Here is a 16,768-nt window from a genome sequence, read left to right on the forward strand (position 1 = left end):
GTTAGCCTCCCATCAAAAAGAGTATTTTCCCGGCAATGGCCATCGGGTCCGGGGTATAGTCACCAGAGACCACCGCCTGATGAAGAGTATGGATATCACCAGTTGTTGTGGCAGTCCGCACCTCGCAAGAGAGGCGGCTGACCAAGCTGTGGAAGGTGTCCTCGCCGTTCACGCAGACGGAAAATGACACAGAATCATGGCTGCGGTCCATATGAGGCCTGGCTGCAGAGCCCTGCCTGACGCCGGGATAATATGTTCTTGGGGGACTGATGGGGGGGACGCCGCCAGAAGAAGTCAGCATGATATCTCACACCTTTCCGTTTCATATCCATGTGATATGTGATGCTCCAATAAAATCACTTATTGTTTATATCGTCATCATGACTGAAAAGATAAGAATGCAGAGGAAATTTTATTGAGACAAACAGACGGAATTTGCAGGGTGCCTGTCCCTACAAATTCCGTCTGTGTTTTTTTCAAAGAACCTGCGCATCATCGCAGCAATTTCAAATGGCGGATTAGAACACCGGCGATATTTTCACAGGATGCCTGGATGCAGACGGCTCCAATCTCATGGGCGACTGCCGGCATTCCGTATACAACACTGGATTCTTTGTCCTGCCCGATAGTATAAGCCCCCTTTTTCCGCATGGCCAGCAGGCCGGCGGCTCCGTCCTGCCCCATTCCGGTCATGATAATCCCCACCATCCGGCATTGGACTACTTCCGACATGGACTGGAAGAGCGCATCCACAGAGGGGCGATGGCCGCTCACTTTTTCACCTGGCATACAGGAGAGGGTATACTTACTGCCAATGCGGACTACACGCGCCTGCAAATCAGCGGGCGCCACCAAAGCGAGTCCGCGATGGAGCTCATCCCCATTCTGGGCCTCCCGAACTTCCATGCGGCATAGTCGGTTCAACCGGTCAGCATACATTTTGGTAAAGCCGGGCGGCATGTGCTGTACAATGACCATGCCTGGGATGTCCGCCGGCAGCCGCTTCATAACTTCCAACGTCGCTTCCGTTCCACCGGTAGACGCTCCCAAACCAATCAGAACCTGGTCCAGAGCTGGAGCTTGGCCAAGAGGGGCGGAGAAGGGGGACGAGAGCTGCGTTGGGGAAGTTCCCGCCGCGGCCGGAACGGATCGAACCTTGGCGGCGGATGCGATCAGGACTTTTTGTGTCAGCGCGGTGACAAAGGCATCCATGTTGTCCTGAGAGGCAGGCTTGCGTACAAAGTCCACCGCGCCGGCGTCCAGAGCATCGAACACCTTCAAATTCAGCGATGAGACAAGGATCACAGGGATCGGATGCTGAGGGAGGTACTCCTTTAAAAAGTCAATTCCGCTCTTGCCAGGCATCTCCACATCCATGGTAATGACATCGGGATTCAACTTGGGAATTTTGAGCTTTGCATCCAATGTGTTGATGGCATAGCCGACGACCTCGATCCCTGGGTGTGCAGATAGCCCCCTGATAATCATACTGCGGGCCACCATCGAGTCATCTACCACCATAACATGAACTTTTTTGCTGGTCATAGCCGAGATGTTGGACCTCCTTCGGTTATTTCTGGAATGTCGCTGTGGTCAATCTGTGATAGGGAGAGTTTTGGCTCAGGTTTTCTGAATAGCTGATCAGCAGATAGCCGCCAGGAACCGTTGCATCGTAAAACCGCCCCACAAGGGCGTCCTTGGTGGGCTGGTCAAAATAGATCATGACGTTTCTGCAGAATATGACGTCGAACTTGCGGCGGAAATTGATGGGGTTCATCAGATTGAAGGTCTGGAAAATCACATTATCCCGGACGGACGGAACCACGGTATAGGTGCCGTCCGGATTCTTTGTGAAATACTTGCGCTTCCAGTCTGTGGGCATCGTTTCGGGAAGTTCATAAATACCTTTTTTGGCGGATGTCAGGGCATTAGCTGAGATATCCGTGGCAAGGATGCGGGTGTCCCACTGCCGGGCCTGTGTACCCAGATAGTCAAAGAGATACATGGTGATGTTGTAGGGCTCTTCTCCGCTTGAGCAGCCGGCGCTCCAGATCGACAAGACCTTGTCCCTTTGATGGCGGCGGATTAGGTCAGGGATAATTCTCTGCCGAAAATATTCCAGATGCTCCTGTTCCCGCATGAAAAACGTATAGTTGGTTGTCAGCTTATTCAGGATCATCGTGATTTCATCAGCGTCCTTTTTCTCCAGCAGATGTGTCACGAAATCAGAAAAGCTGGAATAGCCCATCTTGCGGATGGTTGGAGACAGGCGGCCGGTGATCAGCTGGCGCTTGTGGGACAGATCAATTCCATAGTTGGACTTGATAAAAGTCACCATACGCTGAAAGTCCGCGTCAGAAATCAGCATGGGGGAAAAGGAATTCCCTGCGTGACCAGCGTTTGCCTCAATACTCATGGCTTAGCAAACGTTCGCAATCCAAAACCAGCATAGTACCAGAACCATCGGGAATGGTACACATACCGGAAACCAGCTGCTGAGAGCTCTGAGATGGTACGGGCAAGATGTCTTCACTGGGGATTTCAATCATCTGGTCGACGGCATCCACCAGAATACCAATTTGGGTATTGTCGAAGTTGAGTACGACTAACAAAGCGTCAGCCTCGTTCGCTGCCTTGCCCAGCCGCAGCCGGATATCCAATACTGGAATAATCTGACCCCGCATATTGAAGATGCCGCGTATGTAGTCCGGCATCATCGGAAGATAGGTGGCGGAATGATTGTTGAGAATTTCCACCACATACTTTACGTCGACGCCAAGCCTTAGGTTATCAATTACAAAAATAAGATATTTTTGACAGCTGCTCTCGTCCTCCGGAGAGAGGATCTGATCTTCTTCCGCATCAAGCAGGCCTGGCTCCTTCACTGCGTTCACTTCCATTCACTCCTTTGTAACGGCTATGCGCTTTGCGCAGCGGTATATAGGTTGCCCGCATCCAGAATAATGCTGATATTGCCATCACCCAGGATGCTGCAGCCCATGATTCCATAATTTTTTACATTGAAATTGTTGATATAGGAGGGGAGCGGCTTTACAACAATCTGCTGCTCTCCTAAAAGCTCATCCACAAAGAGACAATAGGAAAGATCCCCGGACTCCAGCCATAGGAGGATGCCTTCGTCGATCGCATCTGTGCCGCCGGGAAGATGGTAAAAATCTTTGGCCCGAATAACGGGATAGTATCGGTCAGTCAGCTTGATCATTTCACCATCCATGGAATCGCGCAGGATATCGGTTCTGGACACCTTGAAGCTCTGGCGGATGTTGTTAATGGGGATGGTAAAAATAGAATCTCCTACAGATACTTCCATGCCGTCCATGATTGCCATGGTCAGGGGAATGCGAATGGTGGTGGTCATTCCCTTACCAAGCTCGCTTGTAATCGAGACATTGCCTCCCAGCTCCTCCACACTTTTCTTCACCACATCCATTCCTACGCCGCGCCCAGAGTATTCCGTGACCTCTGTGTTGGTCGAAAAGCCCGGCATCAGCAAAAAGTTCAGAATATCCCGGTGGGAATACTCGGTGTCCGGTGCGGCAAAGCCGTTTTTAATGGCCTTTTTCAGCACGCTCTCGTCATTGACGCCCTGGCCATCATCTTTGATCATGATGATGACCTCGCTGCCGGTGTCCTGCGCGGAGAGGACGATCTCTCCTACCGGGTCCTTTCCGGCAGCAATGCGCTCTTCCTCGGTTGCCTCAATGCCGTGGTCCATGGCGTTGCGAATCATGTGCATGATGGGGTCGCCAATGCTGTCCACAATGGTCTTGTCCACCTCTGTGCCCTCACCGATGAGCGTCAGCTTAGCACGCTTATTCAGCTTTTTGCTCATGTCGCGGACAATACGGTTCATTTTTTGGAAGGTATTGGACATGGGAATCATCCGCAGGGACATGGAGATATCCTGCAATTCATCCGTCAGCTTGCGGAGCTGACGCGCATTTTTAGAGAAGATATCAAGGTGCAGCCCCTTCAGGTCAGGAGACGCAGTCACCATGGACTCTGTAATGACGATCTCTCCAACAATAGCTGACAGCTGATCCAACTTGCTGAGATTAACGCTGATCAGGCTTTCCTTCTGGTGTGCGGGAGCGCTGCCCGCCGCGGGCCCTGGGGTTGCGGTGCCCGGCGCGGAGAGCGGGACGGATGTCTTTGGCGCTTTTGCCGTGGCAGGGCTGGTCTCTGGCGCGGGAGCGGAAGTCGGCGCCAGCACAGGATGGTAATCGTGAGGCTGGTAGGAACGCACCGAACCCGCCCCACGCACAACGGGAATGGCCTTTTCCCGGTCCTCTGCGTGCTTGAACATCAAAAGAAAGCCGTCCCTGATCACCTGTTCCGCGGTGGAGGCGTCGTTTTCCACTGCAGCGGGTTCAAACAAAAAATCCGCCTCTGCACAGAAGTCCTGGATGGACACCACCAGCATATAAGCCCTCAGGTTCTCCATGCCGCATCCCTCGTCAAAAAAGACATGCAGCTCATAGGGAAAGTCCGGGTTGCCGCCGGCGGTTTTTGTGGGAGTGGACGATTCCGAAGACGAAACCGCAGGCGCCGGAGTAGGGACAGATGCCGCAGCTTCTGGAGGGTTTTCCCCTTTAATTTTGGAAATCAGGCTATTAACATTTTCAAGAAAGGTGTCGATATTTTTATCAAGGGGTTGGCCGGCCTCTACCTTTTCCATTTCCGAGCGGAAGTAGTCAATGGATTGAAACATCAGATCAAAGAGGCAGGGCCTGTTTTCCTCGGAGACAACCGCCATGGTATTTTCACGGATAATAAAAAACAGGTCCTCGATTCGATGGGAAACGGTTGCCAGTGAGTCATACTCCATCATGGCGGAAGAGCCTTTGATGGTATGCATAATGCGGAAAATCTCATTTACATCGTCCTGTGAAAATGTATCTGCCTTCTCAGCCTCCAAAACAATAGTTTCCAATTGCTCCAGGAGCGTGTTGGTCTCATAAATATACATATCAAGGATTTCGTTTCCACTACTGCCCATAGCAGCACCACCTTTTGCCTTTTTTATATTTATCGGCGCGGTCAGGCCAAAAGATAAGAACTGCCCGAAGTTTTTTCTGCGAGGTGACATCAAATGCCGGATATTTTAGGCGCGACCAACCCGGTCCCGGGTTATGATAAAGCGGCGGTCAATCGGAATCTTCCCGTATCACCGGAAAATACACAGATCCAAAATATCCCGGACCCTACCAGAGTCGGCCGGACAGACGGGCGCACAGAGCGTCAGGACAGCACGCTGCAGGGGGATGGCCGTGTCCGGTATGATTCCAATTTTCAAACATTTTTACAGCGGCTGCAAGAGACGCCGGGAATGGCAGAAAGCCTTTCAAGGATTTTCGGGTGGGATCGGACAGAGGTCAGTTCCGGAATCAGCGCAGGCATGGCTGAGGAAATGTCCAGGGTGCTTGAGATGCTGCAAATGGACGCGGCACAGCTTCTGGAATTCCTCAAGGGACAGGCCAGGACCGGCACGCAGTTTCACGGCGCGCTGTTTGCCCTTTTGCGCAGTGCGTACGTGAAGGCCGCCTCAGATGGAATGCGGTCAGATATCTTAAATTTCTTGAAGTGTTATATTGACTATTCTTCCACAGCCCACCTGGAGGGGAACATCCTGCGAAATCTAGGGGATATGGCGGATGCCATGCCAGCGAGCTGGGCGGAGAAGCTGCGGGAGATGACGGCCCGACTGGAAAACGGGATAGCGGCCGGAGACCGGCGCGGAAATGTGCTGCTGCTCCAGCGGGAGCTGTTTCCGTATATGGCGGACTATGTGGGGCGCACCCATGACATGGGGCTGCCAAGAGACCTTTTGACCATGCTGTCGCTCAATGCTGCCAGATATGAAAATGGGACGGAGGAGCGGTTGCTGGAGACCTTTCACCAGCTCAGTGGATATGCGGCTTTCAAAGACCAGCTGAAAGGAATTGACGGGCAATCTCTGCTGGCGCTGCTGCGGAGCAGCCGGTTTGATGGGGAGTCCAGCGCGGTCCGGTTCGCCAATTCCATCACCGCCGCCGTACAACGGGCCATGCGAGGAGAGTGCAGTGCCGAAATGCAGCAAGCGTTTCAGAGCCTGATGGGGGCTATTTTAGTCAATGAAAGTGTCTATATGCCGGTGAACCACTACTTGCTGCCGCTGATGTGGAATCACCGCGCGCTGTTTTCGGAATTGTGGGTGGATCCGGATGCGGAGAGCGATGGCGGCAGAGCTGGGAATGGGCGCCGGCATACCATGAGAATTCTCTTTAAAATGGATGTGCAGCCGCTGGGCTTGTTCGATATCGTTCTGAACAGCCGGGGGAATGAGGTGGACATTCAGGTGTCCTGCCCCGAACGTGCGGTTCCTTTTTCCAGGCAGATTGAACAGTCCATTTCACAGATTCTGGAGAGAAATGGATTATCGCCCACGCAGGTCATGGTGCGGAAGCTGGAACGCCCGATTACCTTGACCGAGGCGTTCCCCAAAATCTTTGAAAGGAAGAACTGCGTGAATGTCAAAGCGTGAACGAGCAGGCGGCGCGGCAAAAAAAGCGGTTGCGCTTCAGTATGGCGAAGGCGACATGGCACCGGTGATTGTTGCCTCAGGCATGGGCTACCTGGCGGAAAAGATCGTTGAGACAGCCGCGGATCATGGTGTTCCCATCTACGAGGATAACTCGCTTGCCACGGTCCTGACACAATTGGAGCTTGGCCAGGAGATTCCGGAAAATTTGTACCAGGCGATTGTGGAGATCTATGTATATTTTCTCCAGTTTGAACCGGACCTGGATCAGACAAAAAGCAAGCCACAGGGAGAGGATAGTCATGACAAAAAAGCAGATATATCTTCTGTTGGACAGTAAAAGTGCGCCTTTGGCCCGAGGTGTATTAGAAACCGCGCCGGACGGCCCCATTCTCCAAATTCGTGTCTTGGATGGGAAAGAGGATGAGGTTGCACAGCACGAGGTGATCCAACTGGTAGGGATGGAGAGCGGCGGACTGGCCGTACAGTGTCAGCTGCTCCGGCAGCGGGGAGAGAGAATTTCCCTGAACCAGGTAGCGTCCCTGGGATCGGAATTCCGACGGAACCTGCGTGTTCCGGTGAAATTCAAAAGCTTTATCTACCCGCTCAGCGGGATATGGAAGGGCCGTGGAGAGGTCCAGTCCGTGGATATCAGCTGCGGCGGCATCGCGTTTTATGGGCAGTACGGACTGGAAAATGGAGAAACGCTGGAGATTGTGATTCCGATCACGGCAAACCCGCTGGTGCTGCGCTGCGAGATTCTTCGCCAGCAGACTCTGCGGAACAACCGGGCGTTTTACGCGGCGAAGTTTGTAGATATGTGCAACGATGAGGAGACTTTGCTGAGAGAGGCTGTGTTTCGTGTTCAGCTGGAAGATCGGCCGAGACGCTCCGGCGCGGGAAATGGAGATATGGAGGAAGAGAGATGACCAAGCAAACATCCGAACGGAAGTATGGGAAGGGCAGAGTTGCCAGAAGAATGACAGCACTTGCGCTGGCCGCGGCACTCTGCTTTGGGCTTTTGCCGGCAGCGTCCCCGACGGCAGAGGCCGCTGATTGGATGGAGCCCTATTTGGAACAGGTTGTGGAATGGGGCGTCATGCGGGGCGATGCATCGGGCAATTTGAATCCGGACCGGCAGATCACCCGGGCGGAGTTTGTCACGATGGTGAACCGGGCGTTCGGTTATACGGAGGTGGGAGCAAATCCCTTTACGGATGTACCGAATAACGCCTGGTACGCGGAAGATATCCGCATTGCCAGCAAGGCAGGCTACTTTAACGGAACGTCCGCTACCACAGCCTCGCCAAATGCTCTGGTCACGAGAGAGCAGGCTGCGGCCATGATTGGACGGAACCTGCGCCTTCAGGGCGGCACGGGTGCCATCACGAGCTTTACAGACAACCAGCAGATCGGTACCTGGAGCCGCGGCCTTGTGCAGGAGGCCGCCAATATGGGGATTATCCAGGGCTACGAGGACGGGACCTTCCGCCCTAAGGCCAAGATTACCCGCGGCCAGGTGGCCTGCTTTCTGGTCCGGGCTCTCGGCACGCTGGTTCAGGAACCTGGGGAGCAAACGGCGGGGGGCGTGTATGGCAATCTGACGATCAATACCCCAGGCGTCATACTCCGTGACACCGTTGTTACCGGCAACCTGTATCTGACCGGCGGCGTCGGACTGGATGATGTGGTGCTGGAAAATGTGACGGTAATGGGAAAGATCGTGGTCAGCGGTGCCGGCACAAGCCAGAAGGGCGAGAGCAGCATTGTTCTGCGCAATGTAACGGCAGGCGGCCTGGAGATTGACAGCCTGACCGGTCAGTTTATCAGCCTGCGTTCCGAGGGGCTGACCAATATCAAGGAGACCACAGTCCGCACCTCCGCATATCTGGAGGACCTGACTGACGACGGGCTGGGTCTGCAGTACATCAGGCTGGACGGCGAGAGCGGCGTTCAGCTGCAGCTGGCCGGCAATATCAAGGAGGTCATCAACCTTACGCCAGATTCCAGCCTTGCCTTTGCACAGGGCGTTGCGAACAAGGTGACGGTGGACGAAAGGGCCACTGGCACCACACTGAATATTGACAGCAGTGCCACCATTCGGGAGCTGAATCTGGACACAGGCACAACCGTGACTGGCACCGGAGATATCGGTGTTCTTACCGTCAACTCTGACGGGTCTGTTGTGCCCATGCTGCCGGACACCATCATCATCCGGCCTGGCGTTACCGGTAATATCAATGGTACTGAGATGGACTCCACCGCCGCAGCCGAATCCTCTGAGGACCCCAGGCTGCTGGCCGGATATCCCGCCGCCAGGAATGTAGCGCCTAAAGCGGCGGACATTGTGTTCAGTACCAATAAGAGCGGGACCATCTACTGGGCGCTTACCGCGCTGATGGATGGCTCCGTGGATGAGGAAACGCTGGTAAATCCCTCGGCTTATTCCGCAAAGATTATCAAAAATGGTACGGTCAAGGCCAGCGCCTCTAAAACGGAGATGACCACGAAGCTCTCCGGACTGACGGTGGACGGCTCCTATTACCTCTCCGCCATCCTGGTGGACAGCCGCGGCCGCCGCAGCCCGGTGAAAGTCACGGCATTTACAACCCCGGATGACTCGACGCCGAATTTCTCCACAGGCTATCCCTATGCCTCTGTCACAACAGATGGTGATCAGCAGGTGATCCAGGCCATGGTCATGCCTACAAAGGACTGCCAGCTGTATTACGCGCTGCTGCCAAAGGGCTCCGCGGCTCCCACAGCTGCTGATTTCAAGGCCGCTGCCGTCACCGGAAATCTGGGCTATGGCGTGGTGGATGTGAAAAAGAACACCCAGTATCTGATCCCCAGGGTCAATACCTCATACCTGGCGGAGGAGACGACCTACGACCTATATCTGTGGCTTAACGATGCAGACAACGGCAAGAGCTCGGCGGTGAAAAAGCTGACGGTGACAACGCTGGATAAGACGCCCCCGGTCATTCAGCATTTGACGGTGACGGATGTGGCGGCCAGGTCCGTGACGCTGACCTATTCCTTGGATGAGCCGGGAACGCTCTACTGGGCTGTGGTCAAGCGGGGAACGCAGTTCTACGCCCAGGGCATTGATGACCCGGAGGAGCTGGTGGCCAAAATCCAGGTGGAATCCGGCACGGGTGCGTTGAAAAAGGGCAGCAGCACGGCTTCTAAGGCCGCCACTGATGTGCGGTTTACGGTCAGCGGGCTGGACTCCCAGACCGCGTACGACCTCTATTACGTGGCCAAGGACCGGGCGGGCAATTATAATGTCTACACAGCGGAACTGACCCCGCCCATGCAGATCAACACCTTGGACAATGAGCCTCCCACGGTTGTCCAGGAGTTCACCCACGATGGAACGGACAACCCTGCCAGCCCCACGCCCTATCCGGACACTTCCATCCGGCTGGTGTTCTCAGAAAGCGTACAGGGCATTCAGGACGTGGGCGGCCAGCAGGTCACAAGTAATTTCCAGGAGCTGTATAACAACGTTCAGAAGGCCAGCGCCGGAAGCCCTGAAAAAGCGGCGGCAGAGGACGCCCTGGCTGACGCACTGAGAACCCATATCAGTCTGTATTACAAGCCGGCCAGCGGCCAGCCGGAAAAGGCCGCAGAGCGCACAGCGGACACACCTCCCGATGCAGACTGGGTGATTGATTACCGCAAGGCCACCGTTGCCATGGACCCCTCGGGCAGCGGAGAGATGATCATCACCTTCCCCTACAACGCGGACAGCGGGCTGAGCGGACTGAATCTGTCCAGCGGCGCCACCTATTACTTTGAGCTGCAGGGCATCGCGGACACCTCCACCGCCGCCAACCGGATGGAGGGCGTTCGGGGCGTGACCAAGCTGCCGGAGTTCACCACCATTGACGCGCAGCTGATCTTCTCTCAGAGCACGGCGATTTCTCCGGATGGCGGTACGACCATTTTCGATATGACCTTCCAGCTCACGCCGGCCACCGCCGCCAGCGTCAGCGACGAGACGCTGTGGGACCTGCTGTTTTGGTCCGAGTCCTCTATCGAGTTTGAGCTTTATGCCAAGGACAAGAGCGGGAGTTGGAAGCAGGTCGGCGGTGCTGGCAAAACCGCAAAAATCCAGACCATGCCGGACACGCCTAAAATCGGCATCAGCATCGCCCAGCAGCTGGTGGGACCTGCGAACAACCCAGACTTTGAACAGTTGAATCTCATGAAGGAGAGCCGGGAATACGGCATTGTGATCAAGAAGCTGAACGACTCCGAGAAGCCGGAGGAGTGGAGCGAGCCTGTGAGCATCACGGTGGTGCCCATTGCCGGCACACAGGTGGCGCTGCGGGAGATGTCCCAGATGTCGCTTACCCCGGAGAGATACGAAGAGCAGCAGGCAGGGATTTACAGGGTGAAGGAGATCGGCGTGCCCACCGAGTACACAGTGACACATACCTTCCGTGACACTGCCGCACCTACCTTTGCCAGTGGCACCCCCCTCTTTGACCCCGGCGATGAGGGCGTGAACATTGATGTGATTCTTAGCCGCGGCAATACGACCTATTACTATGTAGTCGCTCCGCTGGGAAAGATTCAGACGGTGTATGACGGAGCGGTGATCAATACTGTAGACAAGTGGAAAACGCTGCCGGAGAGCGGGCTGAACGCAGACGGAACCCCGGTGACGGACAAGCTTGTCACCATGCCCAGCAGCAACGACATCATGAATCCCAGATATGCAGGGCTGGAGTATAAAACCGGGTATGGGACCTACAGAGCCGGCACAGCGCGCATTTCTCTGGACGGCCTGAGCGCCGATACGGAGTACATCGCCTACTTCGTTCTGAAGGGCGAGGCCCAGGATTCCTACTCCGGCGTCTATGCCTTCCGCTTCAAGACGGAGGTGGTGACACGGCCAGTGTTGACCATCACCCTGATGAATCCCAGTGCCATGATTCAATCTGACCGGGAGGCAGACGTCAACTATATGCTGATGGTGGCCGGCAAAGAGGGCGAACCCTTTAACGAAAAGCTAGGCAACTATCTGGATCAGGATGCGGTCAAAGAATATTCGAACTATTGGAATCAGGACTGGGCGGATCTGACGCTTTTGGAGGCGATGCGGCAATCGGTGAGAACCGGAAACAGAGATATTGGTTCCGTGTTTGACTACTTCGCTAACGGCGTGGCAAAGGACAAGGTTACCAATGCGGTTCTCTACAGCAGCACCACAGGCACCACCATTGCTGCCAATGGAAGCGTCAGCTTGAACAAGGGCAATAACCTGACGTTTACCAACGACTTTACGAAGAATATGACTGTCGGCACCTCCTATTGGATTGTGGCGGTAGGCAAGAGTCCCTTGGGCTCCGGCTATGCGTTTCGTTCCAATTCCTACCTGTCTGCGGTAGACGGTCAGCACCCCATGGTGACGTCACTGACTACGGAGACCCCGGGAGACCAAGTGTTTGAGAGTGAGCTAGAAGCATGGAGAAATCTCTATAAGGGAACGGTTTACATCACATTTGATGAGGACCTGTACTTAAAGGAGAGCGTCAACAAGTGGTCGCCTGTCACAAACCAGTTTCCAGCTCCCGCCGGTTATGTGAGCAGCAAGACTCTGTTGGAAAGCAATAATGCAACTGTGGAGGCATCCACATCAGGAAGCACGCGGTGCAATTCTCTGACGCTTTCCTTCACAGGCATTGGCCCTGGCAATAGTATTCGGCTCACGTCCGATATTTCTGACAGCGCGGGAAATAGCGGCGCGGCAGATGGAACGCTAGTTTTGAATCTTGAGGTTGTGAAAGTAGGGAACTATTGGACCGCTCAATTTGTGATTGCTCCCGGTTCGTCTGGCTGGGACGCCACCAGAAATTAATTTTCATGTAGCACCAAACCGCGGGAGGGCGGGCGTTTCCGCCCGCCCTCCCAAACTCTGTATCAAAGGAGAAGCCATGCTTATGAGAAAGAATTGCATACAACGTGCCCAGGCCTTTCTGCTGGCCCTGGTGCTGACATGCTCTTTGGCAGTCCCGGCGGCCATGGCGGAGGGGGAGATCCGTCTTGACCACTCCACAGCGTCGCTGGAGGCTGGAAAAACGCTGACACTGACCGCCGACGTGGCTGATACGCTGGCCAGCGCCGATGTTTCCTGGGAAAGCAGTCACGATACAATCGCGACCGTTCAGCCCGGCGCCGGCAACACCTGCACAGTCACAGCGGTAGCTCCCGGCGCCGCCACCATCACTGCCAGTGTTAAAGATGATACCTCTGGAACCACCTATGAGGCCGCCTGTGCCGTGACGGTGACGGCACCCGCGGTTCCTGTGACAGGTGTGACCATTTCAACCGCCGCGACATTGAACACCGTGGAAAAAAACGGCACATTGCAGCTGGAAGCTGTGGTTTCCCCAACCGGTGCCACCAATCGGGATATCTCCTGGAGCAGCAGTGCTCCGGATGTGGCGTCAGTTGACGCGGATGGAACGGTCACTGGCGTCGGGCCCGGAAAGACCGTCATTACCGTAAAAACGGAGGATGGGGGCTTTACAGACACCCGCGAGGTGGAGTGCTCTGGTATCGCTCTTTCCAAAACCAGCGTGAAGCTGTTGGTGAATGAGAGCGAGAGCCTCAGCTTCCCCTGTTACGGGGCGGCCAGCGGAAAAAATGTGGTTTGGAGCAGCAGCAATCCCTCGGTAGCTGACGCAGCGGCCGGAAGGATCACAGGCCATTATCCCGGCACCGCAACCGTCACCGCTACCGTCTACGGCACCGGCTATACGGCTTCCTGTACCGTGGTGGTGGAGGAGGATGTAGCCGATGCGATTAACTGCACGGTCCAGTCCGGGCAGCTCTGCGGCTTTGACAGCCTGCTCTCCACGCTGAACAGCCGCAGTCGGGAGAAGACCGGCGCGGGCTTGGACTATCTGATCAGCCTGTCAGTGCCCACCAGCCAGGGCATCCTCTATTATGGCTATGTCTCCCCGGACGCCCATGGACACGGCGTCGGCGGCACGGAGAAATATTATTACCAGGCGGGCACCAGCCAGATGAGCCTGTCAGAGGTCTCCTTTGTGCCCCGCACGGATTTCAGCGGCACCGCCGTGATCTCCTACACGGGATACGCAACCAATGGAAAATCATTTAACGGGACCATCCGCGTCGATGTGGAGGATGTGGGTGACGTTTCCTACAGCACTGCCTCAAACCGTCCGCTGGAATTTACGGCAGAGGAGTTCACGGCGATCTGTCAGGCACGGACCGGCCGCTCCGTGAAGTACATCATGTTTGAGCAGCCCTCTGCCAGCCGGGGCACACTTTACTACCAGTATAGCTCCACGGGGCAGTTTTCCCAGCGAGTAGATAGCAATACCAAGTATTACACCACCAGCACTCCCAGTGTGAACTCCATCACCTTTGTCCCGGCGGAGAGCTATACGGGAACGGTGACGGTGCCTTACACCTGTGTGGATAGCGCCGGCGGCAGCTACAACGGAAAGGTGACGATCACCGTCTACAGTGCCAGCGGTACAGGGCGCGGAGATGTGGAGTACACAACCGGCGTTGAGGAAAAGGTGCGGATGAATGCCTCGGATTTCAACGATGTGTGCCGGGAAGTCCAGGGCACAAGCCTGAACTATGTCTATTTTGATCTGCCAAGCTCTCGGGAGGGAACTCTCTACTACGACTACACCAGCAGGAACCATTACGGGAGCAAGGTTTCCGACACGACCCGCTACTACCGGAATTCCAGCCCTAGAATCTCCGATATCACCTTTGTCCCGGCGGATGGCTTCAGCGGGACGGTGACGATTCCTTACACTGGCTATGATACCGCAGGGGATTCCTTTACTGGGAATCTGGTCATCCGGGTGGCGGATGAGGATGGTACGGTGTATTACTCCACAGGAGCCGGAAAGCCTGTGCAGTTTGAGGCTGCGGACTTTAATGAGGCCTGCCTGCGCAGCAACGGCGCCAGCCTGAGCCGCGTCAGCTTCGAGCTGCCCGCCTCCAGTAAGGGGACGCTGTACTACAACTATACCAGCAGCTCCGGCGGCTCCAGGGTGTCCGCGTCTACCAGCTATTACCGCTCTGGCGCGCCGCAGCTGTCCAATGTGACCTTCGTTCCCAAAGGCGGTTATACTGGAACGGTTTCGATTCCCTTTAGCGGCTATGATGTTGATGGCAGCCGATTTAGAGGCTCCGTCCGCATTTCCGTGGGAACCTCTGACGATGACATCGTGAAATATAGTACCGTCAGCGGAGGGAGGGTGTATTTTAACGCCGCTGATTTCAACGCTGCCTGTCGTGAGATCACAGGGGACAGCCTCCGTTATGTCCGGTTTACGCCGCCTGCCTCCCGATACGGCAAGCTGTACGATCAGTATGGCGGCAGCGAGGCCGCCGTGACCAGCTCCACCAGCTATTACCGCTCCGGCAGCAGCCGGCGGCTGGATGACGTATCCTTTTTGGCTGCGTCCAGCTATACCGGCATAGTCTCCATCGACTATACCGGCAGAAGCAGCGAAGGTGAGACGTTTTCCGGCGTTGTAGAGATTCAGGTCGACTCCGCGGGAGGGAGCACCACAATTGACATCCATCTTCCGTTTCGGGATATCAGTTCCAGTGCTTATTATTTTGACGCCGTCAAATGGGCTGTGAGTGCGGGGATTACCAGTGGGACCACCGCCACGACGTTCAGCCCGGATGCCGCATGTACCCGGGCGCAGATGGTGACATTCCTGTGGCGGGCAGCCGGAAGCCCGGCGCCTAAGAGCGGCGCCAATCCATTCCGGGATGTAAGCTCCGCCGCATATTACTACAATGCTGTGTTGTGGGCTGTGGAGCAGGGGATTACCAGTGGAACGAGCGCCACGACGTTCAGTCCGGATGCCATCGTAACACGCGGACAGACGGTGATGTTCCTGTATCGAAATGCCGGCTCTCCGGCATCTGGCACAGGAAGTGCATTTACCGATGTAAAAATCGGAGACTATTATTCGCCAGCGGTTCGCTGGGCTGTGGAGCAGGGGATTACCAGTGGCACAAGTGCCACCACATTCTCTCCATCGGCTCCCTGCACCCGGGCGCAGATTGTGACCTTTTTGTACCGGACCTTTGCGAGGTGACAAAGGAACAGACAGACTCTCTTTCTGTGAGGCAATAGAGACAGGGCGGATAGCAGGGAAGCATGGACCAGGATGCCCTCAGCTCTGGAATTGTCAGCAGAGCGATGTCCGACGTGGATGGCGTTGAGCCGGCAGGCTTTTCAGCTCAAGTATTCAAGCAGGAGAATTTGCATTTTACGCCGTATGCGGCATTTCACTCCGCTGATGCACATGGGGAATGTCATAGATGCGCTGCAATGAATATACCAATTATTTCAGAGGCAGGTATGATTGCGCGAATTTAATTGTGAAGCCGGGATAAGACCTGAATAGACCTCTCGTCAGATTGCACTTGAGAATCAGCTCCCGGGGGACAGGTACGATCGGCGGCGGTATGGAGTCAACGGCATTCGACACATATTGGCCATGGCGTCAGAATTCAAATGGGTTTCTGCATTCAAGGAAAAACCGGCTTGTTTAACAAGCCGGTTTTTTATTTATGAAGGGATTGTATTCTGCATGAAAAAATTTTTATGCCCGCCGCACAAGAGAGCTGTGAAGAGAACTGCCAAAGCACCTGAAACCTATGCAACCAGCATCTTGAGAGGGGATTTCGATATGCATCTGGGGCGCTGCCTTCAATGCCGCGGCAAGTTTTATTTCCTATGAGGTATTGGGCGCTTTGTGATTTCACTGGAACCTGCCGAGGGACTGCTGCATTGGTGGGGATTAACGGCTGACGAATCCGCATATGGATCGTCCGACAAAATTTTCCTTGACAGTTCCATGGCTTCATATTAGAATATCAATTAAATTATTTTTATTAAAATAATTGAACTAATTGAAAGCGGAGGAACCTATCATGTTGTCTGAAAAAGTGCGCGATGTCATTGTAGAGACCCTGGGCTGCGAGGCGGAGGCGGTCACACCGGAGGCCTCTTTGGAGGAGGACCTGGGCGCGGATTCCTTGGCCTTTGTGGAGCTGGTGATCGCCCTGGAGGATGCCACCGGCATCCATATCGAGGAAGAAGAGGCCAGCAAGCTCAAGACGGTGGCCGACGTGCTGGCCTATCTAGAGTCCAAACAACAGTAAGTCCGGTCTCTGTCAGAGGTTCCCTCTGGCAGA

Annotated in this window: 11 protein-coding genes; 6 read left to right on the top strand and 5 right to left on the bottom strand. The window is 55.0% G+C overall.

Annotated features, from left to right (window positions below):
* Window position 1: 1 nt before the first annotated feature.
* From KJS55_RS10290 to KJS55_RS10310, 5 genes are all read right to left on the bottom strand, one after another.
* Complete coding sequence (locus KJS55_RS10290) at window positions 2–301, bottom strand: hypothetical protein (protein WP_187029529.1); 300 nt, start codon at window positions 299–301, stop codon at window positions 2–4.
* A 191-nt stretch (window positions 302–492) separates the two neighbouring features.
* A complete protein-coding gene (gene cheB / locus KJS55_RS10295; protein ID WP_229600197.1) occupies window positions 493–1,488 on the bottom strand; it encodes a chemotaxis-specific protein-glutamate methyltransferase CheB in 996 nt (331 codons plus the stop codon).
* Between the two features lie 82 nt (window positions 1,489–1,570).
* Window positions 1,571–2,368 carry a CheR family methyltransferase gene (locus tag KJS55_RS10300; protein ID WP_187029533.1) on the bottom strand — a complete coding sequence of 266 codons (798 nt, stop codon included), beginning with the start codon at window positions 2,366–2,368 and terminating at the stop codon, window positions 1,571–1,573.
* 37 nt (window positions 2,369–2,405) lie between these two features.
* Window positions 2,406–2,894, bottom strand: a complete 489-nt coding sequence (locus KJS55_RS10305) for a chemotaxis protein CheW (protein ID WP_187029535.1) — start codon at window positions 2,892–2,894, stop codon at window positions 2,406–2,408.
* Window positions 2,895–2,917: 23 nt separating this feature from the next.
* Window positions 2,918–5,020 (bottom strand): chemotaxis protein CheA, encoded by a 2,103-nt coding sequence (locus KJS55_RS10310; RefSeq protein ID WP_187029537.1) that lies wholly within the window; start codon window positions 5,018–5,020, stop codon window positions 2,918–2,920.
* A gap of 93 nt (window positions 5,021–5,113) precedes the next feature.
* On the opposite strand from KJS55_RS10310, the gene KJS55_RS10315 reads away from it, so the two are divergent.
* The 6 genes from KJS55_RS10315 (at window position 5,114) to acpP (ending at window position 16,735) form a co-directional block, all read left to right on the top strand.
* Window positions 5,114–6,544: a hypothetical protein gene (locus KJS55_RS10315; protein ID WP_213543284.1), complete on the top strand. Its 1,431-nt coding sequence runs from the start codon at window positions 5,114–5,116 to the stop codon at window positions 6,542–6,544.
* Window positions 6,531–6,881 carry an EscU/YscU/HrcU family type III secretion system export apparatus switch protein gene (locus KJS55_RS10320; protein WP_187029541.1) on the top strand — a complete coding sequence of 117 codons (351 nt, stop codon included), beginning with the start codon at window positions 6,531–6,533 and terminating at the stop codon, window positions 6,879–6,881. The genes KJS55_RS10315 and KJS55_RS10320 overlap by 14 nt, the downstream gene beginning before the upstream one ends.
* Window positions 6,844–7,470 (top strand): PilZ domain-containing protein, encoded by a 627-nt coding sequence (locus tag KJS55_RS10325; RefSeq protein ID WP_187029543.1) that lies wholly within the window; start codon window positions 6,844–6,846, stop codon window positions 7,468–7,470. The genes KJS55_RS10320 and KJS55_RS10325 overlap by 38 nt, the downstream gene beginning before the upstream one ends.
* Window positions 7,467–12,413 carry an S-layer homology domain-containing protein gene (locus KJS55_RS10330; RefSeq protein ID WP_213543285.1) on the top strand — a complete coding sequence of 1,649 codons (4,947 nt, stop codon included), beginning with the start codon at window positions 7,467–7,469 and terminating at the stop codon, window positions 12,411–12,413. The genes KJS55_RS10325 and KJS55_RS10330 overlap by 4 nt, the downstream gene beginning before the upstream one ends.
* A gap of 82 nt (window positions 12,414–12,495) precedes the next feature.
* Entirely contained in the window at window positions 12,496–15,663 is a 3,168-nt protein-coding gene (locus KJS55_RS10335; protein WP_213543286.1) for an S-layer homology domain-containing protein, read from the top strand.
* Between the two features lie 841 nt (window positions 15,664–16,504).
* Window positions 16,505–16,735 (top strand): acyl carrier protein, encoded by a 231-nt coding sequence (acpP, locus tag KJS55_RS10340; protein WP_187029551.1) that lies wholly within the window; start codon window positions 16,505–16,507, stop codon window positions 16,733–16,735.
* The last annotated feature ends 33 nt before the right edge of the window (window positions 16,736–16,768 follow it).

Origin of the sequence: Pusillibacter faecalis (assembly GCF_018408705.1) — a bacterium.
Classification (GTDB): domain Bacteria; phylum Bacillota; class Clostridia; order Oscillospirales; family Oscillospiraceae; genus Oscillibacter; species Oscillibacter faecalis.